The organism is Nocardia sp. NPDC055050 (assembly GCF_053608345.1).
Map to the genome: position 1 here is coordinate 75,636 of NZ_JBSGVG010000002.1, position 24,093 is coordinate 99,728.

A 24,093-nucleotide genomic window follows, 5' to 3' on the forward strand; every position below is an offset into this window, starting at 1 on the left:
GCACGCATCAACCTGCGGCGGTGCCGGTCTCGCCTCCGAGATACGCGGCTCGCAGACGCTCCGGGAATGCCTTCAGCTCGGTTGCGCTACCCCGGAGAGTCACTTCCCCGTGGACGAGAACGATGGCTTCGTCGGCGATCTTGAGCGCGAGCCGGACGTGTTGTTCGACGAGGACGACCGCGGCACCGGTGGTATCGGCGATATGTCGCACGGCCGGAAGCAGCGTCTCCACGACGACCGGGGCCAGTCCCATGCTCATCTCATCGATGAGCAGCACTGCCGGATTCTGAACCAGCGCCCGCCCCACCGCCAGCATCTGCTGTTCGCCGCCCGAGAGAGCACCCGCCGCGACCTTCCACCGCGGTCGCAGTGCGGGTAGCAGCGCGAGGATCTCGTCCAGGGACGGTCCATTGCGCACGCGGGCGATTTCCAGATTCTCGGAGACGGTCAAGCTGTTGAACAGCGCGCGATTGTCCGGGACGAGAACCACACCCGCGCGATTCGCCTTGGCGGGCTTGCCATTCGGTAGACGCCGCCCGGCCACCGTCACCTCGCCCGCGAGGGCGGGCAGCAGACCGGCCAGCGTCGACATCAGGGTCGTCTTTCCCGCGCCGTTCGGTCCCAGGACGGCCGTCACCGATCCGGACGCGACCTCGAGGTCGAGCTCACGAACGATCGGAAGTTTGCCGTACCCGGCGGTCACGTTGTGCACTCGAAGAGTCATTCGGTGATCTCCTCCGCGAACATGCTGCCGAGATAGGCCTCGGCGACTGTGCGATCGTTTCGGATCTGCTCGGGCGTACCCGAGGCGAGGATCCGCCCGAAGTCCAGCACCTGAACGTGGTCACAGATCCGCAGCACCAGACTCATATCGTGCTCGACCAACACGATGGTCACCCCGCTGTCTCGAATGGCGAGCAATCGTTCACCGAGCCAGTGACTCTCGGTGGTATCGAGGCCGGCGGCCGGCTCGTCGAGCAGCAGGACTCGCGGCTTGCCCGCCATCGCGCGCGCGATCGACACCAACTGGCGTTGTCCCTGCGACAGCTCACCCGCGGGCGTCTCGCGGGCGTGCGCCAGCCCGAGCAAGTCGAAGATCTCGTCGAACTCCGCCTCGTCGAAGGCTGCCCGCGCCGTGCCTCGGCCCGACAGTCCGACCACGACGTTCTCACGAACACTCAGATCCTCGTAGAGTTCGATCGCTTGGAACGTACGGCCGAGACCTGCGTGAATGCGCTCGTGGGTCTTCTTGTTCCCGAGCGACTCGCTGCCGATGGCGATGGTGCCCTCAGCACGCACCGACCCGCTGATCGCGTCGATCAAGGTGGTCTTTCCCGCACCGTTCGGACCGATGAGACCGACTATCGCGCCGTCGGGCACCTCGAATGTCACGTTGTCGACAGCGACGACACCTCCGTAGCGGACTGTCACGTTGTGGAGTCCGAGCAGCGGGTCGCCTCCTGACACCGCGGTCGGCTTCGGCGCGGCGACTCCGGTGCCGGCCAGCGACCCCGTACGGCCAGACGACTTCGGACCGGTACGGGCGAAGACCCGCTGGACAGGGGCGACAATTCCCTCCGGATTCGTCAGCACGGTCTGCAACAGCCCGATACCCACGATCACCTGATACCAGCTGCCCGCCTGGTCACTGATCTGCTCCAGCAGCAGAAAAGCCACACCGCCGGCGCCGATTACGCCACTGAGCACACCTCCGGAAATCGACGTGACACCCGCGAGGTAGACGGTCGCGAACAAAGTCACACCGGCCAGCGCGGTGAACGATTGGAACGACACGTTCGTCTGCTGATAGGCGAGCAGACTGCCGCCGAGTCCCGCGATGAACGCGCCGATCGCGAACGCGGACAACTTCGTCCGCACCACATCGACACCCGAGGCGGCGGCCGAACGTTCATTTGCCCGAACCGCCAGCATCCGTGTACCGAGTCGGCTTCGCCGCAGGTACCCGACCCCGAGTCCGACCACCGTCAGCACCATCAGACAGAACAGCCCGAATTCCACTCTGGGATAGTTCTCGCCGCGCCCGATTCCGAGGCTGTACCCGAATACGGTCGGGTCCGGAATGTTGATTCCGCCCGAACCGACGAAATCCAGATTGCGGAACCACAGCGCTTCGATCGCATAGGCCAGCGCCAGGGTGACCACAGCGACAGTGAGCCCGCGAATCCGCAGCGCGGGTAGTCCCACGACCACACCGAGGACGGTCGCCACGAGCGCCGCGAGCAGCGGAGCGAACGGGAACGGTATGCCCCAGTTCTCGGCAATCGGTCCCAGTATGTACGCGGCGGCGCCGGCGAGGGCGAGTTGAGCGAGGGACACCTGACCCGCGTATCCGGTGACCACCACCTGGGACAGACCGATGACGGCCAGGATGACAGAGGTGATCAGCGCGGTGCGCAGGTCGTTTCCGGCGAATACCAGCGCCAGGCCGACCACCACCACGCCCACCCCGGCGCTGGACCACAACCGGCGAGGGTAGGGCGCGTTGCCCAACTCGGCGACGATGACCGCACCGCGTGATGGCAACGGCCTGGCCCGCGCGACCAGCACGACGAGCAGCACGAGCAGTGGAACCAGCTCGACCAAACCGCTGGAGGGTAGCCACTCGTATACCCGCGAGAGGTAGGTGGCTTCCGACTGGAGCATGCCGATGGCCAGGCCCGCCAGGACAGCGGCGACGATCGAGGAAAACCGCCCGATGATGGCCGCGGCCAGCGCCGGAACGATGAACAACGAATAACCCGTCGGGGTGAGCGGCACGATCGGGCAGATGAGAATGCCCGCCGATCCAGCCACCGCGCAGCCGATCATCCAGTTGTAGGCCGCGCAGCGATCGGGCGACAGACCGCTCACGTAGGCGCCTTGCTCACTCTCCGCGGTGGCACGGGTGAGCAAGCCGAATCTCGTGAATCGGTAGAGAGCGGCCAGGACCAGAGCGATCACCACGATGGCGATCCCGAAGTACACACGATCCTGCGGGATCCGAATACCCCCGAGGCTCCAGATGCCGACCGGGAAGATCGCCTTGACCCCGATGGTGTTGGTACCGACCTGTTTGGTCGCTATCGCTACCAAGACGATCATCAACGCGATCGAGGCGACGGCGCGGGCGATCGGCGGAGCCTTGCGCAGGGGACGAAACACGACGATGTAGAGCAGAAGGCCGAACAGCGCCGACAGCAGGACTGCGACCAGCGCCGACACCGCGAAGCCCGGATCACCCCCGATACCCACCGATTTGGGCAGGCCGGGGACCAGGATCAAGAATTCGCCGCGCCGCAAGAAGGCGTAGATATAGGCACAGTTGAGCGCGATTGCGCCGGTGGCGAAATTGAGGACGCCGGAGCTGCGGTAGATCAGGACCAACGCGATCGCGAGGGCACCGAACACGCCGCCGCTACCGATCCCGAGGATCAGGAACTGAAGATGCTGACTCATGCTCCGAGCCCCTCGACGAGCTCGAAATCCCCTGTGGTCGTGACAGAAAGCATTGAGCGCCTCACTCGCGATTCGGGCGGCAGCACTCGCAGGCCCGAATTGTTCCAACACAGCTGGCGCCCCTGCCTGTCGGCCAGGTCGTCAGGTCAACCATGTGACGCGAGACACGCTACGGTAATACATACTGTAATGGCAATAGGAATCTTCCGCCCACACCGTCTCGACCATCGGATTCCCAGCCGAGCTCGAGGATCAGGCCTGCCTGCGAGTAGCGAGGAGCGCCTGCGCTCTGGCCAGGTGCGGTCGATCCAGTAGCCCACCTCGGTAGCCGATCGCTCCGGTCTCGGGATCGGCGGCGAACAAATCCACGATCTCCTGGGCAGCAGCCAGTTCCTCGACGCTGGGCGCGAACGCCGCGTTGATGATGTCCACCTGATCCGGATGAATGGCCAACATCCCGCGAAAGCCCTCACGACGAGCCTTTTCCGCACGAGCTCGCACACCGTCGAGATCGCGGTAGTCGCCGTGGATGGTGTCGACGGCGGCCACTGCGGCGCTCGCCGCGCCGACCAGACAGAGACTTCGCGCCAACTCGTAGGTGAAGCCGTAGCCGCCATCGGGGCCGCGATGCGTACCGGCCCCCAGCGACGCGGCCAGGTCTTCCACACCCCAGCTGAGGGCGGCCAACCTCGGTGCGTCCCGATAGGTTCCGGTGGTGAAGACGGCTTCGGCGGATTCCGGGGCCAGCGCGATCACCTCGATCCGGCCGGGTTCGGCATCGGCGGCGACCTCCAACGCGGACAGATAGTGGTCCAGTGTCCGCACGTCCTGGCCGCCACGGGATTTGGGCAGCATGATTCCGCCCGGTCGCGCGGGCACGATCGCGGCCAGATCCGCCAGCGTGTGTGGACCGTCGAGTGGATTGACCCGAACCCACAGCCGGCGGCGGTCCGATTCCGCGTGCGCGGCGAGGAAATCCGCGGTTCGTTTCCTGGCCGCCGGCTTTTCCGCGGCCGCGACGGCGTCCTCGAGATCGATGAGCACGATATCGGCGGCCCCAGCGGCCGCTTTCGCCATTTTCCGCGCACTGTCGCCAGGAGCGAACAGCCAGGACCTGGCGTCGAATCCGCGGTGTCCGATGCTGCTCATGAACGGTCCCTTCGATGGATTGGGTCGGCCGGTGTGGACACCGCAGCTACGGAGCGAATCCTTTTGCCGTAATCGTTACGGTACTACATACAGTAAACAGGCGGCGAGAATATTCGACGCGCCGACGACACCGGTTCGGCTCCTCACCGTGATCGGCTCGACGAGTCGATAGAATGCCTCGCGGTATCATTTACTGTGGCGCGTACCACCAGGGCTGGCGGCGCAGCGTCGACAACAGTTAACGTCGGCAACCCAGGAACTCACAAAGGTGGTTACGGCATGGCGAAACAGCAAGCGACTGCGGATAAGCGGCAGCGACGCGAGCGCGGGTCCCTGAACCCGGAGGATATTCTCGACGGCGCATTCGAACTCGCGGAAGATGTGTCCCTCGACAATCTCAGTATGCCGATGCTCGGCAAGCATCTGGATGTCGGAGTCACCAGCATCTACTGGTATTTCCGCAAGAAGGACGATCTGCTCAACGCCATGACCGATCGCGCATTGGAACAGTATGCGAGCGAGGCCCCGTTCATCCAGGCGAGCGACTGGCAGGACACGATGCGCAACCACGCCAGGACCATGCGATCGACGTTTCTGGGCAACCCCATTCTCTGCGATCTGATCCTGATCCGATCGGCGCTGAGCCCCTTGGCCGCTCGCCTGGGCGCGCAACTGACCGAACAGGTGATCGCGAATCTCATGGAGGCCGGCCTGACGCTCGACGATGCCGTCGACACGTATTCGGCGATCCAGTTGCACACTCGCGGATCGATTGTCCTGCAGCGGCTCTACGACAAGAACAAGGAATCCGGCGACGAGCGCGGCGCCTACTACGAGCATCTGACCATTTCTCCGGAAACCACTCCCCTACTGGCCGAGGCGGGAGCACGGGGCCATCACAGCGGCGCTCCCGACGACACCAACTTCGAGTACGGCCTCGAATCCATTCTCGAGCGCGCGAGCCGATTGATCGACTCGACACGTCCGTCGACACCGCGCAAGAGGGCCGCCCCCGCCAAGAAGGCGGCGGCTGGACCTGCGAAGAAGACGGTCGCGGCGAAGAAGACCGTCGCAGCCGAGAAGACCGCCACAGCGAAGAAGACGGTGGCAGCCAAAAAGACCGTCGCAGCCAAGAAGGTCGCCGCCCCGCGACGAAGCAGGTCCGCCGCCAAAGCCGAATAACCAGCGACATATCGGCATCCGGTTCGATCGCCGTCAGCTCGGCGGACGACGAACGTTCCATGCCCCGGTGAAGGCAGCTTCGCGTTTCTGAGCGAACGCCGCATATGCCTCGGGAACATCGCTTGTCGCGAAGTTGACCGCTTGCGCACGCGATTCACTGGCCAGCGCCTCGTGCATCGTCCGGTCGGCGCCTTCGTTGAGCAGGGCCTTGGTCTGCGCGACGGCGATCGGCGGGGCGGCCGCCAGCCGGTCGGCGATCCGGTCGACGAAGTCATCGATCTCGGGCTCGGGGGTGACCCAGGTGAGCAAACCGAGGTCGAGCGCCGCCGCGGCATCGATCGTCTCGGCCAGCAGCGCCAGCCGCTTGGCCTGCTGCACTCCGACGAGCTTGGGCAACAGCCACGAACCGCCGCAGTCCAGCGAGAGCCCACGACGGGCGAAGACCTGGGAGAACGTCGCGTCCGGCGTCGCGACGACCAGGTCACACCCCAACGCCAGATTCCATCCGGCGCCGACCGCGACACCACGCACTTTGGCGACGGTCGGTATCGGCAGATCGTGCAGGCGCTGGGCGACGTCCGAGATCGCCTGCAACTTGGCGAACGGCGCGGCATAGGGATCACTGTCGGTGACGTCGGCGCCGGAACAGAACGATCCACCCGCCCCCGTCAGAACCACCGCCCGCACCGCGGGGTCGTGCGCGATCGTGTCCAGAGCTTCGCGCAGGGCGGTCCACAGTCCGATGGTGATCGCGTTCTTGCGATGGGGGCGATGCAGCGTCAGGGTGCACACCCCGTCGCGCCGGAGTTGATGCAGCACAAGCTCTTCGGTCATCTGGTCGACTCCTGTACTAGAGGAAGAGATCGACGGTCAGCGGCGCGTTCCCCGGAACCGCCCGATACCTGTCCAGGTCGGTGATCCCGTGCTCGGCCAGGACTTCCTCATCGATCAGGAAGTTGCCCGTCGTGTGTTCGGCGGGTGAGGTGAGCACGAGGTAGGCGGCATCGGCGCAGATCGCCGGTGTGCGTGACGTGGCGATCCGCTCCTCGCCACCGGCCCGGTTCCGGATCGCCGCCGTGGCGATCGTGGTGCGCGGCCACAACGAGTTCACGCCGATGCCGTCGGCGCGCAGTTCCTCGGCCAGTCCCAGCGTCGTCAGCGACATACCGTATTTGGCGATGGTGTAGCCGAGATGGGCTCCGGCCCAGCGTGGCTCGAGGTTCAACGGTGGCGACAGAGTCAGGATGTGCGGGTTGCGCCCGGCCAGTGCCGATTTCCGCAGGGCCCCGATAGCAAGCTTGGACAGCAGGAAGCTGCCCCGGCAGTTGATGTCGAGCATCAGGTCGTAGGCCTTCATCGACAGAGCCTCGGTGGTGGCGAGGTCGATCGCCGACGCGTTGTTGATCACGATGTCGATCCCGCCGAAGCCTTCGACCGTTCGATCTATCGCCGCCGCGACCACGGCGTCGTCGCGCACATCACCGACGACCGCGAGAACCGAGCCACCGGCCTGTTCGATCTCCGCGGCCGCGGTATGCACGGTGCCCGGCAGCTTGGGGTGTGGCTGATCGGTTTTGGCGATCAGGGTGATGTTCGCCCCGTCGGCGGCCACCCGCTTGGCGATCTCGAGCCCGATGCCGCGGCTGCCGCCCGACATGATCAGGGTCTTGCCCGCGAGTGGCCTGTCACTGTCCGGCATCACCGGCTCCAATCTGTTCGACCCCGACTCGAATTCCGCCGAAGGGCAGGGCGAGCCACGCGGGTTCTCCACCGGCTCACCGTCTCGTCCGCATCGCGCACTGCTGTCGAGACGCTGACGAAACCCTTCCAGTTGCCATTACAGTAATATCACCAGTCGAGGTCGGGCGCCAGCGGATGCGGACCCGATCCGCCGAGCGACTTGGCATTTCCACCCTCCCGAAGGAGCAGCACACATGGCCTATGTCATCACCCAGCGTTGTTGCAACGACGCCACCTGCGTCGCCGAGTGCCCGGTCGATTGCATCCGCCCTCGGCCGGACCACCCCGAATTCGCGACGGCGGAAATGCTCTACATCGACCCCGACACCTGCATCGATTGCGGTGCGTGCGCGGACGCGTGCCCGGTCGAGGCCATTTTCCCCGAGGACAGCCTGACCGCGTCGCTGGCCCGGTTCCGCGATATCAACGCCACCTATTTCCAGCATCATCCGTTGGGCTCGACGTTCGATTCGATCGCGCCGACGCCCCGGCTACCGACGGGTCTCGACACGCTCCGGGTCGCGATCGTCGGTGCGGGCCCCGCCGCGTGCTACGCCGCCGATGAGCTACGGCGGCGCTGCTCGGCCGAGGTCGAGATCTTCGACAAGCTGCCGACACCATGGGGACTCGTGCGCGCCGGGGTCGCTCCCGACCATCCGGGCACCAAGACCGTCACACAGTTGTTCGACTCCGCGTTCCGTGGCGACAGCGTCGGCTTTCATCTCAATGTGGAAGTGGGCGAACACATCTCACACGCGGAGCTCATGGACCACCATCACGCGGTGCTCTACGCCGTCGGTGCGTCGAGCGACCGCCGGATGGGCGTGCCCGGCGAGGACCTGCCCGGTTCGCATTCGGCCACGGAATTCGTCGCCTGGTACAACGGCCACCCCGACTACGCCGATCGCGTCTTCGACCTCTCGGGGCCGCGCGCGGTGATCGTCGGCAACGGCAACGTCGCCCTCGACGTGGCCCGCGTGCTCACGGTGTCACCGGACGAGCTGGCCGGCACCGATATCGCCGACCATGCCCTGGCCGCGCTGCGCGAGAGCAACATCCGTGAGGTCGTGCTGCTCGGGCGGCGCGGCCCGTTGCAGGCCGCCTACACGAGTCCGGAGTTCATGGCGCTGCGGCATCTCGACGGTGTGGACGTGATCATCGACGAGGCCGAACTCGTGCTCGACCCGGTCGACCACGCTGCCCTGGACCACCCGGACGCCGGGCCGTCACCGCGGTTGAAGTACGCACTGGCCGAGGAATACTCGCGTGACCCGGCCACCCCCGAGAACAAGCGGATCGTGTTCCGCTATCTGACTTCTCCGATCGAGATCCACGGCGGCGAGCGGGTCGAATCCCTCGAGTTCGCCCGCAACGAACTGATCGACCGGGACGGACAACGGGTGGCACGGGCCACCGATCAGACCGAGCGGGTGGAGACCGGCCTGGTGTTGCGTTCGATCGGCTATCGCGGAGTCGCCGTGGCGGATCTGCCCTTCGACGAGGCACTGGGCGTGGTGCCCAACGAGCACGGTCGCGTCATCGGCGCGGACGGCTGCCCGGTCGAGGGTGTGTATGTCAGCGGCTGGATCAAGCGCGGGCCGCGCGGTGTCATCGGCTCCAACCGCGTCGACTCGGCGGAAACCGTCGAGCACCTCGTCGCCGACTTCGTCGCGGGCAGACTCACCGCGCCCACCGGCGATCGGGCCGCGCTCACCGCGCTGGTCAACGAGCGGCAGCCCGATGTCGTCGATCGCGCGGGATGGAAAGCCATCGACCAGGCCGAGCGGTCCGCCGGTGCGGCGACCGGCCGACCACGGGTCAAGTTCACCGATCACGCCGATCTGCTCGACGCGGCACGGACAGCGATGGCGCGCTCCTGAAACGACTCGACCGCCGCTTCGGTGTCGAAGCGGCGGTCGGTCCGAGTTGCGCGCACCAGATCCAGGCGAGCTGTACGAGCGCCTATTCCCGCGCTGATGCGGCGAATTGCTCTGGCGCCGAGGCCAACTCGACCAAATCGAGATCGTCGGCCGCGAGCGCGGCTCGCGGCAGATACGGGCCGTTCTTGATCAGGTTCTGAGCTGCTCGGACATCCTTGGGCCTACCGACGCCGAGCACTCCGACCAGGCGATCCTCGACCAGGGTCAGCGCGAGGAACGGCCCGGCATCGAGGTCGCCGTAGACGATTGTCTCCGTGCCGTACCCCGGCCAGCCCGCGATCTGGAGGTTGCGACCGAACTGGTTGGTCCAACACCACGGAACTTCCTCGTAGGGCACCCTCGCGCCCAAGACGGTGTGCGCGACGGCCGCGCCGTGGGCCTGCGCGTGATTCCAGTGCTCGATCCGGTCGGACCCACCCAGAATCCGGTTCGGCAGCCGCGCGACATCACCGACCGCGTACACCCCGGGCGCCGAGGTCGCCCCGAACTCGTCGACGACGACGCCGTCATCGACCGTGAGACCCGCGCGGACCGCCAGTTCGGTATCAGGGGTCATGCCGACCGCGACGATCACCACGTCGGCGACCCATTCCCGGCCGTCTTCGGCGAACACGCGGGTCCGGCCGTTCTCGTTGTGCGCGGCCGCGAGCCGTGTTCCCGTGTTCACCGAGACCCCTCGATCCCGGTGCAGACGCTCATAGCTCGCCGAGACCTCGGCCGGCACCACCCGTCCGAGCACCCGGTCCGCGGCCTCCAACACCACGACGTCGGCGCCGAAAGTACGCACCGCGGCCGCCGCCTCCAAACCGACCAGTCCACCGCCGACGACGAGAACACTCGGTACGGCGCCGGTAGCACCGACGCGATCGAGAATCTGCCGCAATCGGGCCGCGTCACGCAGGTGCCGCAGTGTCTCGGCCTCGGGCAGCAGATCCAGCCGTCGTGGCCTGCCCCCGGTCGCGAGAATCAGCGCGTCATAGGCCAGCTGGTCGCCGTCGTCGAACTCCACACTGGCCGTGGCGGTATCGACGGCACGCACGGTCACACCCGTGCGCAACTCGATCGACTTGTCCGCCCAGAACGCGGCGGGCTTGAGCCGCGCCTTCTCCTCGCCGACCGAGCCGGACAGCAATTCCTTGGAGACCATCGGGCGCCGATACGGTGCCGTCGGATCGTCGCCGACCAGCACGATCGACCCGGCGAACCCTTCCTTGCGCAACGTCTCGGCCGCGCTGGCGCCGGCGACACCGGTGCCGACGATCACCGCCCGGCCGGATCGCGCGATCGTCACCGATCGACCTCGACCATGTCGAACTCGGCCTTCTCGGCGCCGCAATCGGGGCAGGTCCAGTCCTCGGGGATGTCGTCCCAGCGGGTGCCGGGTTCGATGCCGTCGTCCGGCCAGCCGAGTTCCTCGTCGTACTCCCATCCGCAGATGACACAGCGGTAGAGCTTGTACACCGTCGTCGTGTCGCTCATCGCTCACTTCCCCCAGGGCACGGCTTTGACGAAACCACCCGCATCCACCCGCAATTGGCTGCCGGTGATGTAGCGCGAGTCCTCGGAGGCGAGGAAGACCACGAGGTTGGAGACGTCCTGCGGCTCGATGTACGGCACACGCATCGCCTGCATCGCCGGGAACGCCACCTCGGCATCGGCGCGAGTCGGCGCCTCGAGATCGGGACGGAAGATCTTGTACATACCCTCGTTGTGCAGCATGTCGGTATTGACATTGGTGGGATGCACCGCGTTGACCCGAATGGACTTCTTCGCGAGCTGGACCGCCAAGTCGTTCACGTAGTGCGCGACAACCTGTTTCGCGAGACTGTAGGCGGAGCCGCCCGGTCCCTGCTTGGTCGAGCTCCCCAGCTGCGCGGCGAGGGAACCGGTGGCGATGATCGACGCCCCGGCACCGAGATGCGGCAAGCTCGCCTGCACCACGTTGAACACACCGACGAGGTCGGTATCGATGGTGTCCGACCAGGATTGCATGGTCTGGCCGCTGCCCAGCGGGGCGATGCCCGCGTTGGCGACCACGATATCGAGCCGTCCCAGCGCCTCGACCCCCTGCGCGACCGCCTGCCAGACGGCGCCACGCTCACGCACGTCCACGATCACCGGATGGAAACGCACGCCTTCCTTCTCGACCAGCCTGCCCGTCTCCTCGAGGTCCTCGGGCCGCGCGAGCGGGTAGGTGTTGCCTTCGAGGTCGGCACAGATGTCCAAGGCGATGATGCTCGCGCCCTCGGCGGCGAGGTTCACCGCGTGCGAACGTCCCTGCCCTCGCGCCGCCCCCGAGATGACCGCGACCTTGCCGTCCAATTTTCCCACTGGTGACAACCTTTCAGTACTTCGATGGTGAATTGCTCTGCCGGACAGCGACTCAACGCTGTCGCGGCGTCCGGGAACCGATGGTCTTGGTCTCCAGGTATTGCTGGAAACCCTCGATGCCGCACTGGCGACCGACGCCGCTGTTCTTGTAGCCGCCGAACGGCGCGTCGGCGCCGTAGAACATGCCGCCGTTGACGCCGACCGCACCGGTCCTGAGTCGACGGGCGATGCCCATACCGCGTTCGTCGGACTGTGACAGCACCGCGCCCGCGAGGCCGAAGGCGCTGTTGTTGGCGATCCGCACCGCCTCGTCGTCGTCGTCGAACGCGAGCATCACCAGGACCGGACCGAAGATCTCCTCCTGGGCGATCGCCGAGTTCGGATCATCGGTCACGAACACCGTCGGAGCGACGAAGTGGCCACCGGCGAGGTGGGCGGGCAGATCGGCGGGCAAGCCACCACCGGTGACCAGCCGCGCGCCGTCGCGAATCGCCCGCTCGCACATATCGAGTACCCGGGTCTGCTGGGCCGCGCTGATGACCGGGCCGACCAGCGTCTGCGGCAGCACCGGATCGCCCACCGGCACCGCCGCGAACATCGCGCCCACCGCCGCGACCATGTCGTCGAACATCGAGCGGTGCACCAGCATCCGGCTCGTCGCCGCGCACGCCTGGCCCGCGTGCACACAGACCCCCACCGCGCTGCGCAGCGCGTGTTCGGGCTTCGCGTCGTCGAGCACGACGAGCGCGGACTTTCCGCCGAGTTCGAGGAAGGTCCGCTTCATCGTGCCCGCGCTCTGGCGCATCAGCGTGCGCCCGACGCCGGTCGAACCAGTGAACGAGATGAGGTCGACGCGAGGGTCGCTCGCCAGGAGTCCGGCCACCTCGTTGGACGGTGTCGTCACGACATTCACGACGCCCGGCGGGAAGTCGGTGTGCTCGGCGATCAACCGACCGAGCCTGGTCGCGTTCCACGGGGTGTTCGGGTCGGGTTTGAGCACGACGGTGTTTCCGGCGGCCAGCGCGGGTCCCAGCTTGTTGAGGATCACCTCGAGCGGAAAGTTCGACGGGCAGATCGCGGCGACCACACCCACCGGTTCCTGTACGACGATGCGCCGGTTGCGATCGCCGAAGACGCCGCCGCCCGCGAGAGTCCGCTCCCACTCGAACTCGTCGATCAGGCCCGCCGGATACCGCAGCGCTTCCGCCAGCGGCCACTCCAGTTGCGCTGTCTGCGTGGTCATCACCGGGCAACCCACCTCGGCGACGAGTTCGGTGCGGAACAGCTCGAGCTCCGACTCCAACGCGCGTTGCAGCTGCTCGAGGCAGCGGCGGCGCAGGTCCCGGTCGGTCGACCATGTGGTGTCGTCGAACGCCCGGCGAGCGGCGGCGATGGCGCGCAGCATGTCCTGTTCGTCGGCCGCCGCGGTGGTGCCGAGCACTTCCCCGGTGGCCGGACTGCGATTGTCGAACGATGCGCCCGACGCCGCTGCCGTCAGCTCACCGTCGATGAGCATGCGGAATTCGGCCTCGGCGGCTGCCTGACGGCCCCACTCCGGACTCAGCGTCGTCCGCTCTTCGACGATGTCGCTCACATTGCCTCCCGATGGCCATCCTGGATGAGTAACTGTAATGATTACCGTATAGTACTTCACGACACGTATCAATTGCGGGAGAGGAGCACCGATGTCCGGTTTGCTCAGTGGCGTCACAGTGGTCGAATTGGCATCGTGGACCTACGTGCCGAGCGCGGGAGCAGCGCTGGCCGACTGGGGCGCCGATGTCATCAAGATCGAGGACACCAACGGCGGCGATCCGTGCCGCAACCTGACCATCGGCGGCCTCGACGGCACCGGCACCGAGGTGCGGGCCAACTTCATGATGGAGCTCGGCAACCACGGCAAACGCAGCATCGGCGTCGATATCAAGTCCACCCGGGGCAGGCAAATCCTCGGCCGATTGATCGCCGGAGCCGATGTCTTCCTGACCAATTGGCTCCCCGCGCCACTCGAGCGAGCCGGCTTGACCGTCGAGCAGATCCGCGAGTTCAACCCGAACGTCATCATCGTCCGAGGCAGTGGCCACGGCAGCCGTGGCCCGGAGAAGGACCGCGGCGGCTTCGACGCGGCGAGCTATCTGGCGCGCGCCGGCGTCGCGTACGCGCTGACGCCGACGAATTCCGAATTCCCGATGGCCCAGGGACCCGCCTTCGGCGACCTCCAGGGCGGCATCACGCTGGCCGGCGGCGTCACCGCCGCGCTGTTCCACCGCGAACGCACCGGACACGCCCCGCTGGTCGACAGTTCTCTACTGGCACAGGGCATGTGGGCCGTCGCCCCGGATATCGCCGCAGCCGATTACTACGACATCGACCGCATTCCGGCCGGCGAGGCGGGTACCGCGCTCAATCCTGCGGTGAACCGCTATCGCACCCGCGACAACCGATGGGTCCAGCTCGTACTCCTGCAAGCCGACCGTTTTTGGCGCGGATTCTGCGAACGCATCGGCAGGCCCGATCTCGGTGTCGACGAGCGGTTCGTGCCGCTGGCGAACCTGGTCGTCAACCAGGAGGCCGCCACCGCCGAACTGCGCAAGACCTTCGCCGAGCGCGATCTCGCCGACTGGCAGAAGGCGCTCGCCGACGAGCCCGGCGTCTGGGCGACGATCGCGAGTCCACGCGAAGTTCTCGACGACCCCCAGGTCGCGGCCAACGGCTATCTCATGACAGCCACCGACAGCGCGGGCAACGACTACCGAACCGTCTCCGCTCCCGTGCAATTCGACGAGCAGCCCGCACCGGCGAGCCGGGCCCCCGAGTACGGCGAGCACACCGAGACGATCCTGCTCGAGCTCGGCCTGGAATGGGACGACATCATCGCGGCGAAGGAGAGCGGGGCGATCCTGTGAGCGCCGAACGCACCGTGCCGCCGATCGGGGCCGAATCATGAAGCGGCATTTGAGCTGCCCGTGCGGTGAATTCCTGATCGGAACCGATGAAGACGACCTGGTCGCCGCCGCTCAGCGCCATCTCGCCGAGCAGCACCCCGACCACCGATACAGCCGCGAGCAAATCCTGTTCATGGCCTACTGAACCGACCATGAGCTATATTGTAAGCCTTACTGTAATCATTTAAGGAGTGTGATCGTGGATAAGAACGACATGATCCTGATCAGCGTCGATGATCACATCATCGAGCCGCCGGACATGTTCACCAACCACCTGCCCGCGAAGTACGCCGCCGAGGCGCCGCAATTGGTGCGCACCGACAACGGCGCCGATGTCTGGAAGTTCCGCGACACCGTCATCCCCAATGTGGCGCTCAATGCCGTGGCCGGGCGCCCGAAAGAGGAATACGGTCTCGAGCCCGACGGTCTCGACGAGATCCGCCCCGGATGTTTCGATGTCCACGAACGCATCAAGGACATGAACGCGGGTGGGGTACTGGCGTCGATGAACTTCCCGTCGTTCCCCGGTTTCGCGGGACGACTGTTCGCGACCGAGGACTCCGATTTCTCCCTCGCCTTGGTCCGGGCCTACAACGACTGGCACATCGACGAATGGTGCGGCGCCTACCCGGGCCGGTTCATCCCGATGGCACTGCCGGTGATCTGGGACGCCGAGTTGTGCGCCGCCGAAGTCCGCCGAGTGGCGGACAAGGGCGTGCACTCGCTGACCTTCAGCGAGAATCCCGCCGCGCTCGGCTACCCGAGCTTCCACGATCCGTTCTGGAATCCGCTGTGGAAAGCCCTGGTCGATACCGATACCGTGCTCAACGTTCATATCGGCTCCTCGGGACGGCTGTCCATCCCCGCGGTCGACTCGCCGCCGGATGTGATGATCACCTTGCAGCCGATGAACATCGTGCAGGCCGCGGCGGACCTGCTCTGGTCGCGCCCGGTCAAGGACTACCCGGACCTCAAGATCGCACTGTCCGAGGGCGGCACCGGCTGGATTCCGTACTTCCTCGAGCGCGTCGACCGCACCTTCGAGATGCACTCCACCTGGACGATGCAGGACTTCGGCGGCAGGCTGCCCTCGGAAGTGTTCCGCGACCACTTCATGACCTGCTTCATCAGCGATCCGATCGGTGTCCGGCTGCGCCACGAAATCGGCATCGACAACATCATGTGGGAAATGGACTACCCGCACAGCGATTCCATGTGGCCCGACGCTCCCGAGGTACTCGAGCAGGTACTCGGGCGCGAGCAGGTGCCCGACGACGAGATCGACAAGATGACCCACCTCAACGCGATGCGCTGGTACTCCTTCGACCCGTTTCAGCACATTCCGCGCGAGCAGGCCACTGTCGGCGCGCTGCGGGCGGCCGCGGCCGATCACGACGTCAGCGTGCAGGCCCGCAAGCACAAGAACTCCACATCCGAGGACAAGCTCGAGGCGTTCGCGGCGCAGATCAAAGCGGCTACCGCCCAGAACGCGGGCTGACCGCACGACGACGCGGCCACCCTCGGTATACAGACCAGGGTGGCCGCATCCTTCTCCGAAATCGATGAGGTGATGAATTGAGCATTTCGGTAATGCTCGAGATGGTCGCGGCCAGTGAACCGGAGCGGGCCGCGGTCGTCTCCGACGGAACGCGAACGAGCGCGGCGCAATTGAGCGAACTGGCCGACCGGGCGGCCGGACTGATCGGTTCCTCCGGTGCCGAGCATGTCGCGTACGTGGGAACCGGCGGCATCATGCTGCCGCTGTTGCTGTTCGGATCCGCGCGCGCCGCGGTGGCGTTCACACCGCTGAACTACCGCCTCAGCGCTACCGGCCTGCGCGACCTGATCGACCGGCTGCCGAACCCGCTGATCGTTGTCGACTCCGAATACCTCGAGATGGTGGCGGGCTGCGGCAAACAGGTCATCGATTCCGCGTTGTTCCTCGCCGCCCTCCGGACCGCGAACGGGGAGCACACAGTTCAGGACGCCTCGCCCGACGACGTCGCCGTGCTGTTGTTCACCTCCGGCACGACCGCGCGACCCAAGGCCGTCGAACTGACGCACGCCAATCTCACCGGCTACGTGATGGGCACCGTGGAGTTCGCCTCCGCCGAACCCGGCGACGCGGCGCTGATCTGTGTGCCGCCTTATCACATCGCGGGCGTCAGCGCGGCGCTGTCGAATCTGTACGCGGGCCGACGCACCGTGTACCTGCGCCAGTTCGACCCGGTCCGCTGGATCGACCTCGTCCGCGAGGAACAGATCACCAACGCCACCGTCGTACCCACCATGCTCGATCGCATCGTCACCGTGCTCCGTGCCGGGCCCGGCGTCGAACTTCCGACGCTGCGCACCCTGGCCTACGGCGGCGCCAAGGCGCCGCTGCCGCTGGTTCGCGCGGTGCTCGAGCTGCTGCCCGAGGTCGGCCTGGTCAACGCCTACGGTCTCACCGAGACCAGTTCGACCATCGCGGTGTCGACCCCCGAGGATCACCGACTCGCCCACGGGTCCAACGACCCGGCGGTCGCCAGGCGGCTCGGCTCGGTCGGGCGGGCGGTGCCCGGTGTCGAATTGCAGATCCGCGACGCCGCCGGTGCGGTGCTCGCGCCCGGCGCGGTCGGCGAGTTGTTCGTCCGGGGACCGCAGGTTTCGGGGGTCTACGCCGAGCTCGGTTCCGTACTCGACGCCGAGGGTTGGTTTCCCACCAAAGATCTCGCCGAGCTCGATACCGAGGGCTATCTGTTCATCGGTGGCCGCTCCGATGACACCATCATCCGCGGCGGGGAGAACATCGCCCCCGCCGAGATCGAGGACGTGCTCGTCGAACATCCCGATGTTCGCGAAGTCGCCGTGATCGGCGTGCCCGACGAACAGTGGGGACAGATCATCGTCGCCGTCGTCGTCTCCTCCCCCGGCGCCACGCCGGATCCGGAACTGCTACGCGCCCATGTGCGCACGAACCTGCGTGGGTCGCGCACGCCGGACCGGGTCGTCTTCCGCGACGACCTTCCCACCACGCCGACCGGCAAGATCCTGCGGCGCAACCTCATCCAGGAGATCTCCTCCGCCCCGTCCATCCTCTAGGAGTCATCGTGATCAAGAGCGGCACCCGGCTGACGAGCCAGGTCTGTGAAACGCAGGTCATCGTCATCAAATCCACCGACGCCATCGACGACTTGCGTTGTGGCGGTGCCCCGATGGTGCCGTTGGGCAGCGAGACCGGCACCGGGGCGGTCCTCGATCCCGCGTTCGCCGGCGGCACCGCGGTCGGTAAACGCTACGTCCACGACACCGGCGCCGAACTGCTCGTCACGCGAGCGGGCAAAGGCACCCTCGATGTGAACGAGATCCCGCTCGGTCTCAAGGAGGCCAAGCAACTGCCGTCCAGCGACTGATCGGACAACCTACGCGAACGGCGCTCCAGCCTCGAGAAGGCTGGAGCGCCGTTTTGTTGTCGTCGACGAGGTTGCCTGCCTCAGCGCCAAGCGGCCATCAGCTCGGCGGTCGTGGTGACGGTGGCGATCAACGACAAGGTGTTGTCGATGATCGCCTCGCCGTATTCGCTGGGTACGCCCGCGACCGCATCGCGGGGCAACACGACATCGTAGGCGGCGTTGACCGCGTCCATCACCAGGTTCGGGATCGCCACGTTCAGCGAAACACCCACCACCACAATGGTCTTGACACCGAGGTTGCGGAGCACGGCGTCGAGGTCGGTGCCGCCCATCGGCCCGAGACCGTGCTGTCGGCCGAGTACCAGATCGGTGGGTTCCGGGCCCAGTTCGGGCAGCAGGGTCGCACCCTCGCTGCCCGGGGTCACCGCGACGCCGCGGCGCCCGAGGGCGAACAACTTCGCGTTGTGATTGGAGCCGAGACCGTCCGCACGCCGCCACACCAGACAGTGCACGACCCGCACCCCGGCGACGCGGGCCGCCGGGAGCAGGATCGCGATATTGGGCAGCGCGGCCCGCCGGGCCTCGCGCGCGAGCGCGGGCAACCCGGCGGCAGGGCCGACCACCGCGCCTTGGCATTCCTGGGTGATCACGGCGGTATGGGCCGGGGCCACCAGATCAGCCAGTGACCGCACGCTCATCCGCTCACCGCGCGGACGATACTGTCGCGGCGTCGGCCGGTGGCACGTCGTAGAACTGGGCAGCCCACTGGCGCAGCGACAGATACGGTTTGGCGTCCTTGGGCGAGAGCGGGGGCTTCTCCACGTACTTCTGGTAGCGCCAGATGTCGAGGTCCTCCCAGACCGTCACCAGGAATTGCTTCTCCACCCGCGCACGAACTTCCGGCGGTGGCACATCGCCGTCGTCACCCGGGTTCTTCGGCCACCAGATCGAATAGAACAGATCCGAGCACTCGTCGTCGACCGGAGTGGTCGCGAAGATCAGCCGGTGCTTCGATGACCCCTCGAACGCGCTGATCGAACCGCCGAGACCGAACATCTGGGCGTGGATCTTCAACGCCATCTTGTTCGGGTCGTCACTGCGCGCGTCCGGCCATCCGGTCAGGAAGTTCCACGTGTGGTCGACCGCGCTGTAGTCCAGCATCTGCGGGGTGACCGTCGCGCCGTGCACATACTCGAAATGCAAACTGTCCGGGCCGTTCTCGAGCACCACCTGTGGGTGCACGGGCTCACGTTCGGTCTTGCTCGAGAACTCCGGGTACGGGCGGTAGTAGGCGTCCGGATCGGAACCGAGGTCGGGGAACATCGTGAGGATGTCGGGCATCTCCCACTGCGGCGGCTTTCCCTCCGGGTGGTGCCACATGAACACACACCCGTTCTGCTCGTTGACCGGATACACCTGCAGACGCAGACCACGATTGACGCGGTCCTCGCCGGGGATGTTCTTGTTCCGGCCGTCCGGTCCCCAGCGCCAGCCATGGAACGGGCATTCGACACAGTCGCCGACGACCTTGCCGCCGTGGCCGAGATGGGCACCGAGATGCTTGCAGTGGCCGGTCAGGATGTGTACCTCGCCCGCCTCGTCGCGGTAGCCGACCAGATCCTCGCCGAAGTACTTCAACGGGCGTGTCTGCCCGATCGGGAACTCGGCCGACCAGCCGACCATGAACCAGCCGGTGACCTTCCAGGTGAACGGGACCTTCACAGCAAACCTCCAGTGCTGGGCAACTTTCCAGGATGTCGGTCTCGGTCGGCCGAGCCCGGCGCGTTCATGTGGTGACGATGGTGGCGCCCGCGGTGCCGGGAGCGCCGTAGAGCAGGGCGAACCCGGCTGTGGGTGTACCGCCGACCTGCCGATCGCCCGCGGTGCCGCGCAGTTGCAGGACGAGCTCGTGCAACTGGCGCATGCCGGAGGCACCGATCGGTTCGCCGTTGGCGATGAGTCCGCCGTCGGTGTTCACCGGCAGAGATCCGGAGATCTCGGTCGCCCCCTCGGCGATCAGCCGTTCCTGCTCGCCGTCGGCACAGAAGCCCGCTTCGGCCATATGGATGATCTCGGCGCCGGCGTCGGTGTCCTGCAACTGGACCACATCGATATCGCCGGGCGAGACCCCCGCCGACTCGAACGCGCTGCGCGCGGCATAGACCGAGGGCGAGACATCCTCCTGCACCGGGGCGTAGGTCGTATTGACCTCGTAGGCGCCGTAGGTCCGGGTCCGTACCTCGACAGCTCGCACGAAGACCGGCTTGTTCGTATACCGGTGCGCGATGTCGGCCCGGCACATGATCACCGCGGCCGCGCCCTCATCGGGCGCGCAGAACATGTAGTGGGTCAGGGGGTAGTTGAACATCGGCGAGTCGAGAATCTCCTGCTCGCTGATCGGCTTGCGCCGGAAGGCATTCGGGTTCAAGCCGCCGTTGCGGTAGTTCTTGGCGGCCACCTTGGCCAGGGTTTCCTGGGAGATGCCGTGGTCGTGGAGGTAGCGATTGGCCTTCATCCCGAAGAACTTCGTGGTCAGGTATTGGCCGTTCTCGCCGTACCACTTGGGCATGCCGACCAGGGTCGGGTCGACGGTGAAGGCACCACGCGGATGCTTGTCCATGCCGATCGCGATGCCGATGTCGTACTTGCCGAGCCGGATCGCGTCGGCGCACGCCTCGGTGGCGCTGGCGGAAGTGGCGCAGGCGTTGAAGACATTCGTGAACGGAATACCGGTCAGTCCCATCATGCCCACGATCGCATCGGGATTGGCGACCTCCCAACTGCCGCCGACCGCGAATTGCACATCGCGCCATTCCAGCCCGGCGTCAGTGAGCGCGGCCCGGATCGCGTCGGTGCCCATCTGCATGGCGGTCTTGCCCTCGAATCGGCCGAAGGGGTGCATCCCCACGCCGATGATCGCTACCTCGTTGGTCATGTCAGAACTCCTGTCCCTCAGGCGGGTTGGAAGGCGAAGGTGAGAACCTCGGCGCCTTCGGGGTCGGTGCCGAGCGGAACGGTCGTGAGCACGACGTCCATCCCGAATTCGAGCTTGTCCGGGTCGTTCTCGGTGAGTCTGGCCTCGACCCGGATCACGTCACCGAGCTGCACCAGCCCGACGCCGAAGGGCACGAAGGTACGGGCCGTCTCGTCCCCGAGATAGGGCGCGCCCGGCAGGAATCCCTGGGTGGTCCAGGCCACCAGGGTTCCGGTGCGCGGCAGGGTGATCTGTTCGATCGACGGGCGGCTGCACCGTGGGCACAGGTCCTGGATCGGGAACACCGCCGCACCGCAGTCGGTGCACGATCCGCCGACGAGGTGGAACTCCTCGGCGGGCCAGTTGGAGATTTCCGGAGCGATCATTCGTTGCATCTATGGTTCCTCGACTTCTGATCGGTGGCGGGCGGGGGTCGATCGCAGCGCGCATTCCTCCACGAACGACAACAGGCCCAGGTGATAGGCCGCGGCGCCGTAGCCGACGCTCAGGTTGTGCCCACACTCGTATTGCACGTTGTTCACGAAACGTGATGTGGCGGTGAATAATTCGGCAATCCCGGCGCGGGCAGCCGGGTCGGTTCGCCACACCTGCTCGTACTCGGCGTCGGTCACCCGGACCGGGACACGCATCCGGGCTGCGAGCTTCGGGAAGTCCGTCGGCCAGTCGTGCACGACAGCGACCTCGTAGCCCGGCGTGCCCGAGGTCAGCGAACGCCCGCCGAGGACCTCCGGCGGGTAGCTGTCCTGGGGGAACCACAGCAGTTCACGAATTCCGCCCGCCCTGCCCGTCTTTCGGATCTTTTCGATGACCCGGATGGCCTCGGGACGCTTGTCGACACCGGTGCCCGCCAGTTCGAGGCCGAGCAGTTCGGCGCCCCGATCGTCGGCGGCCATCCGCGCGGCCAGGTCACAGCCCGCCGAATGTCCGGCGAGGAAGACCCCGGCGCCGCGTTCGCTCGTTCCCAGCAGCGCGTCGATCGCGGCATAGGTCGCGTCGACGCGGCGCTGCGGCTCGTCGAACAACTCACCCCACGGTTCCGAAGCGCCGTATCCCGGTCTGTCGAGCGCGAGAACGGTGAAACCCAGTCGGGCGCCGACCCGTAACAGCGACAGCGACGGCCGGTCCGGTAGATCGAAATAGCGCGCCGTCGTCGCGCCGCCGTGCACGGCGACCAGCACGGCGCGAGGATCGGCGACCTCGGCGCACAGCGCCGACATCCGGATTCCCGCGACCTCGACTTCCCTGGTGACGACGGTGTCGACGGCGCTGTGCTCCGGCAGCAGGCCGGTGCCCTCGGCGCTCACGAGTCCGCCCGCAGCAGCATCACACCGCTGGGAGTCAGTCCACCGCTGCTGACGACCGCGACCCGGGCCGCTGGAATCTGTCGCTGCCCCGCCCCGCCACGCAACTGCGTGATCGCCTCGTGGATCAAACCCATGCCGTGGGTGCGCCCGTGCGAGAGCTGCCCACCGTGGGTGTTCAGCGGCAGCACTCCGTCGCGCGCGATGTTCTTGCCGCCTTGGAGGAAGTCCTTGGCCTCGCCGATACCGCAGAAGCCCAGCGCCTCGATCCAGGACAGACAGTTGAAGGTGAATCCGTCGTAGAGCTCGGCGACATCCACGTCGTCGGGACCCAGGGTGGTGCGCGACCACAGATGCGCCGCCTGGCCGAGCACCTGCGGTTCGTGGGTGAGCGTGCTCTGATCCCATTCGAGCCGTTCGATGATCTGGGTGCCGACCGCCTCGACGAAGACCGGTGGTTGGGCCAGATCGGCCACGGTTTCCCTGGCCGAGACGATCACGGCCACCGCACCGTCACACGGCACGTCGCAGTCGTAGAGACCGAACGGTGTGGTGATGGTGCGGGCGGACAGATACTCGTCCATGGTCAGTGGGTCCCGGTAGATCGCGGAGGGGTCGAGGGCCGCGTTGGCTCGCTGATTGAGCGCGATCCAGCCCAGCGTCTCCCGATCGGTGCCGTAGCGGTGGAAATGCCGTTGCGCGGTCTGGGCGAGCAGGTGCGCCGCCGAGATCGCGCCGAACGGAGTGAGCCACGGGTCGGTGATCCCGCCGGACGGCGTGATCGTCCCGGCGCGAACGTGTTCGGCGTAGGTGGATTCCCACACCGTGCGAAAGCACAGCACATGACGAGCCAGACCACTGGCCACCGCGAGCATCGCCGCGATCACCGAGCCGCCGGGGCCGAAGGTCTCCGCGCTGCCGTTGTACCAGGTCGGGCGGATGCCCAGGGCCGATTCCACCGCCGTGACGCCGCCTTCGGAGAAGGGCCCGAAGTTTCCCGACCCCGGATAGGTCGACAGACCGTCGATGTCGTCGAGGTCGAGTCCGGCATCGGCGACCGCCGCCCGGCACGCCGCCAGGGTCAGCGACAGCGGGTCGGCCATGAGCCGCCGCCCGATCTCGGACCGGCCGATCCCGGTGAAGGCGACTTTGTCCTCGAACTTCTCGCGCGAGGCCATCGGCCGCACATGCTCGCGCACGGCGGCCGGGTCGATCGGGTCCACCGGCATCGCCGCGGGCGGCGATGCCGGATCCGCCGGGCGGAACAGCGGTAGCCAGGCCGAACCCGCCTGCTGGAACACCACCGCCATCCGTTGGCCGAGCACGAGATCGGCGGGATCGCAGTCGATCACATTGGTGGTCAACCGGACTCGCGAGTCCTCCTCGAGCGCGACCTGCGCGACGACATAGGGCGCAGGCAGCCCGGGCACCGCGAATCGCTGGTTGACCGTGAAGCCGATCAGGGTGGCGAATCCCGAGACCACGCTGATCTCGAGGTGATCGCCACGGCAGTACCGGCACACCGGTTGCGGCGGATGGATCAGCGCCGCGCAGGAGCGGCACCGGGTGATCCGCAAGCGACCGTCGGCGCCGGAGGCCCAGTAGAAAGCGGTCTCCGGCGTGATCGGCGGCGGCGGCCGTTGCGTGGTCTCGGCCACG

Annotated in this window: 22 protein-coding genes; 7 read left to right on the forward strand and 15 right to left on the reverse strand. The window is 66.7% G+C overall.

Translation table 11 applies throughout. From position 1 onward, the window contains the following. Nucleotides 1-7: 7 nt before the first annotated feature. The 3 genes from ACWGCN_RS02890 to ACWGCN_RS02900 form a co-directional block, all read right to left on the reverse strand. Complete coding sequence (locus ACWGCN_RS02890; protein ID WP_452460062.1) at nucleotides 8-724, reverse strand: ABC transporter ATP-binding protein; 717 nt, start codon at nucleotides 722-724, stop codon at nucleotides 8-10. Then, entirely contained in the window at nucleotides 721-3,456 is a 2,736-nt protein-coding gene (locus ACWGCN_RS02895) for an ABC transporter permease subunit (RefSeq protein WP_452460061.1), read from the reverse strand. The genes ACWGCN_RS02890 and ACWGCN_RS02895 overlap by 4 nt, the downstream gene beginning before the upstream one ends. Nucleotides 3,457-3,708: 252 nt before the next feature. Next, nucleotides 3,709-4,605 (reverse strand): HpcH/HpaI aldolase/citrate lyase family protein, encoded by an 897-nt coding sequence (locus ACWGCN_RS02900; RefSeq protein WP_452460060.1) that lies wholly within the window; start codon nucleotides 4,603-4,605, stop codon nucleotides 3,709-3,711. A gap of 279 nt (nucleotides 4,606-4,884) precedes the next feature. Between ACWGCN_RS02900 and ACWGCN_RS02905 the strand changes: the two genes are divergently transcribed. After that, entirely contained in the window at nucleotides 4,885-5,787 is a 903-nt protein-coding gene (locus ACWGCN_RS02905) for a TetR family transcriptional regulator (protein WP_452460059.1), read from the forward strand. 33 nt (nucleotides 5,788-5,820) lie between these two features. Here ACWGCN_RS02905 and ACWGCN_RS02910 read toward each other — a convergent pair whose 3' ends face one another. Both ACWGCN_RS02910 and ACWGCN_RS02915 read right to left on the reverse strand, forming a co-directional pair. Continuing rightward, complete coding sequence (locus ACWGCN_RS02910) at nucleotides 5,821-6,621, reverse strand: enoyl-CoA hydratase/isomerase family protein (protein ID WP_452460058.1); 801 nt, start codon at nucleotides 6,619-6,621, stop codon at nucleotides 5,821-5,823. A 16-nt stretch (nucleotides 6,622-6,637) separates the two neighbouring features. After that, nucleotides 6,638-7,486 (reverse strand): SDR family oxidoreductase, encoded by an 849-nt coding sequence (locus ACWGCN_RS02915; protein WP_379315323.1) that lies wholly within the window; start codon nucleotides 7,484-7,486, stop codon nucleotides 6,638-6,640. A gap of 235 nt (nucleotides 7,487-7,721) precedes the next feature. On the opposite strand from ACWGCN_RS02915, the gene ACWGCN_RS02920 reads away from it, so the two are divergent. Next, the gene (locus ACWGCN_RS02920; RefSeq protein WP_452460057.1) at nucleotides 7,722-9,407 is read left to right on the forward strand and encodes an FAD-dependent oxidoreductase; all 1,686 of its coding nucleotides are present in this window, start codon (nucleotides 7,722-7,724) and stop codon (nucleotides 9,405-9,407) included. Between the two features lie 82 nt (nucleotides 9,408-9,489). On the opposite strand, the gene ACWGCN_RS02925 is transcribed toward ACWGCN_RS02920, so the two are convergent. From ACWGCN_RS02925 to ACWGCN_RS02940, 4 genes are read right to left on the reverse strand one after another with little or no spacing between them, the layout of a single operon-like run. Next, nucleotides 9,490-10,758, reverse strand: a complete 1,269-nt coding sequence (locus tag ACWGCN_RS02925; RefSeq protein WP_452528950.1) for an NAD(P)/FAD-dependent oxidoreductase — start codon at nucleotides 10,756-10,758, stop codon at nucleotides 9,490-9,492. Further along, entirely contained in the window at nucleotides 10,755-10,946 is a 192-nt protein-coding gene (locus ACWGCN_RS02930) for a rubredoxin (protein ID WP_067446959.1), read from the reverse strand. The genes ACWGCN_RS02925 and ACWGCN_RS02930 overlap by 4 nt, the downstream gene beginning before the upstream one ends. Before the next feature lie 3 nt (nucleotides 10,947-10,949). Next, nucleotides 10,950-11,798: a mycofactocin-coupled SDR family oxidoreductase gene (locus ACWGCN_RS02935; protein WP_452460338.1), complete on the reverse strand. Its 849-nt coding sequence runs from the start codon at nucleotides 11,796-11,798 to the stop codon at nucleotides 10,950-10,952. A gap of 52 nt (nucleotides 11,799-11,850) precedes the next feature. Further along, nucleotides 11,851-13,314, reverse strand: a complete 1,464-nt coding sequence (locus ACWGCN_RS02940) for an aldehyde dehydrogenase family protein (RefSeq protein WP_449963350.1) — start codon at nucleotides 13,312-13,314, stop codon at nucleotides 11,851-11,853. Nucleotides 13,315-13,483: 169 nt separating this feature from the next. On the opposite strand from ACWGCN_RS02940, the gene ACWGCN_RS02945 reads away from it, so the two are divergent. The 5 genes from ACWGCN_RS02945 (at nucleotide 13,484) to ACWGCN_RS02965 (ending at nucleotide 18,138) form a co-directional block, all read left to right on the forward strand. Further along, nucleotides 13,484-14,704 carry a CaiB/BaiF CoA transferase family protein gene (locus ACWGCN_RS02945; RefSeq protein WP_452460337.1) on the forward strand — a complete coding sequence of 407 codons (1,221 nt, stop codon included), beginning with the start codon at nucleotides 13,484-13,486 and terminating at the stop codon, nucleotides 14,702-14,704. A gap of 37 nt (nucleotides 14,705-14,741) precedes the next feature. Then, nucleotides 14,742-14,888 (forward strand): DUF1059 domain-containing protein, encoded by a 147-nt coding sequence (locus tag ACWGCN_RS02950; protein WP_378992966.1) that lies wholly within the window; start codon nucleotides 14,742-14,744, stop codon nucleotides 14,886-14,888. Between the two features lie 54 nt (nucleotides 14,889-14,942). Continuing rightward, nucleotides 14,943-16,241 (forward strand): amidohydrolase family protein, encoded by a 1,299-nt coding sequence (locus ACWGCN_RS02955; protein WP_378992965.1) that lies wholly within the window; start codon nucleotides 14,943-14,945, stop codon nucleotides 16,239-16,241. A gap of 77 nt (nucleotides 16,242-16,318) precedes the next feature. Beyond that, a complete protein-coding gene (locus ACWGCN_RS02960) occupies nucleotides 16,319-17,827 on the forward strand; it encodes a class I adenylate-forming enzyme family protein (protein ID WP_452460336.1) in 1,509 nt (502 codons plus the stop codon). Between the two features lie 8 nt (nucleotides 17,828-17,835). After that, complete coding sequence (locus ACWGCN_RS02965) at nucleotides 17,836-18,138, forward strand: hypothetical protein (protein WP_378992962.1); 303 nt, start codon at nucleotides 17,836-17,838, stop codon at nucleotides 18,136-18,138. A gap of 80 nt (nucleotides 18,139-18,218) precedes the next feature. On the opposite strand, the gene ACWGCN_RS02970 is transcribed toward ACWGCN_RS02965, so the two are convergent. From ACWGCN_RS02970 to ACWGCN_RS02995, 6 genes are all read right to left on the reverse strand, one after another. Next, complete coding sequence (locus ACWGCN_RS02970) at nucleotides 18,219-18,836, reverse strand: cysteine hydrolase (RefSeq protein ID WP_452460438.1); 618 nt, start codon at nucleotides 18,834-18,836, stop codon at nucleotides 18,219-18,221. Nucleotides 18,837-18,840: 4 nt separating this feature from the next. Beyond that, complete coding sequence (locus tag ACWGCN_RS02975) at nucleotides 18,841-19,860, reverse strand: aromatic ring-hydroxylating oxygenase subunit alpha (RefSeq protein WP_387446728.1); 1,020 nt, start codon at nucleotides 19,858-19,860, stop codon at nucleotides 18,841-18,843. 64 nt (nucleotides 19,861-19,924) lie between these two features. Next, entirely contained in the window at nucleotides 19,925-21,073 is a 1,149-nt protein-coding gene (locus ACWGCN_RS02980; RefSeq protein ID WP_387446727.1) for a thiolase family protein, read from the reverse strand. 17 nt (nucleotides 21,074-21,090) lie between these two features. Further along, nucleotides 21,091-21,507: a Zn-ribbon domain-containing OB-fold protein gene (locus tag ACWGCN_RS02985; protein WP_067446981.1), complete on the reverse strand. Its 417-nt coding sequence runs from the start codon at nucleotides 21,505-21,507 to the stop codon at nucleotides 21,091-21,093. Then, nucleotides 21,508-22,437 (reverse strand): alpha/beta hydrolase, encoded by a 930-nt coding sequence (locus tag ACWGCN_RS02990; protein ID WP_452460439.1) that lies wholly within the window; start codon nucleotides 22,435-22,437, stop codon nucleotides 21,508-21,510. Further along, on the reverse strand, nucleotides 22,434-24,092 hold the full coding sequence (locus ACWGCN_RS02995; RefSeq protein WP_452528952.1) for a thiolase C-terminal domain-containing protein: 1,659 nt from the start codon (nucleotides 24,090-24,092) through the stop codon (nucleotides 22,434-22,436). Before ACWGCN_RS02995 ends, ACWGCN_RS02990 begins: the two co-directional genes overlap by 4 nt. Between the last annotated feature and the right edge of the window lies 1 nt (nucleotide 24,093).

Excerpts from the sequence above, each read along its gene's own strand:
- ACWGCN_RS02980 (WP_387446727.1), bottom strand. The coding sequence starts at position 21,073 with ATGACCAACGAGGTAGCGATCATCGGCGTGGGGATGCACCCCTTCGGC.
- ACWGCN_RS02985 (WP_067446981.1), bottom strand. The coding sequence starts at position 21,507 with ATGCAACGAATGATCGCTCCGGAAATCTCCAACTGGCCCGCCGAGGAG.
- ACWGCN_RS02930 (WP_067446959.1), bottom strand. The coding sequence starts at position 10,946 with ATGAGCGACACGACGACGGTGTACAAGCTCTACCGCTGTGTCATCTGC.
- ACWGCN_RS02915 (WP_379315323.1), bottom strand. The coding sequence starts at position 7,486 with ATGCCGGACAGTGACAGGCCACTCGCGGGCAAGACCCTGATCATGTCG.
- ACWGCN_RS02900 (WP_452460060.1), bottom strand. The coding sequence starts at position 4,605 with ATGAGCAGCATCGGACACCGCGGATTCGACGCCAGGTCCTGGCTGTTC.
- ACWGCN_RS02945 (WP_452460337.1), top strand. The coding sequence starts at position 13,484 with ATGTCCGGTTTGCTCAGTGGCGTCACAGTGGTCGAATTGGCATCGTGG.
- ACWGCN_RS02940 (WP_449963350.1), bottom strand. The coding sequence starts at position 13,314 with ATGCTCATCGACGGTGAGCTGACGGCAGCGGCGTCGGGCGCATCGTTC.
- ACWGCN_RS02970 (WP_452460438.1), bottom strand. The coding sequence starts at position 18,836 with ATGAGCGTGCGGTCACTGGCTGATCTGGTGGCCCCGGCCCATACCGCC.
- ACWGCN_RS02950 (WP_378992966.1), top strand. The coding sequence starts at position 14,742 with ATGAAGCGGCATTTGAGCTGCCCGTGCGGTGAATTCCTGATCGGAACC.
- ACWGCN_RS02920 (WP_452460057.1), top strand. The coding sequence starts at position 7,722 with ATGGCCTATGTCATCACCCAGCGTTGTTGCAACGACGCCACCTGCGTC.
- ACWGCN_RS02905 (WP_452460059.1), top strand. The coding sequence starts at position 4,885 with ATGGCGAAACAGCAAGCGACTGCGGATAAGCGGCAGCGACGCGAGCGC.
- ACWGCN_RS02890 (WP_452460062.1), bottom strand. The coding sequence starts at position 724 with ATGACTCTTCGAGTGCACAACGTGACCGCCGGGTACGGCAAACTTCCG.
- ACWGCN_RS02910 (WP_452460058.1), bottom strand. The coding sequence starts at position 6,621 with ATGACCGAAGAGCTTGTGCTGCATCAACTCCGGCGCGACGGGGTGTGC.
- ACWGCN_RS02895 (WP_452460061.1), bottom strand. The coding sequence starts at position 3,456 with ATGAGTCAGCATCTTCAGTTCCTGATCCTCGGGATCGGTAGCGGCGGC.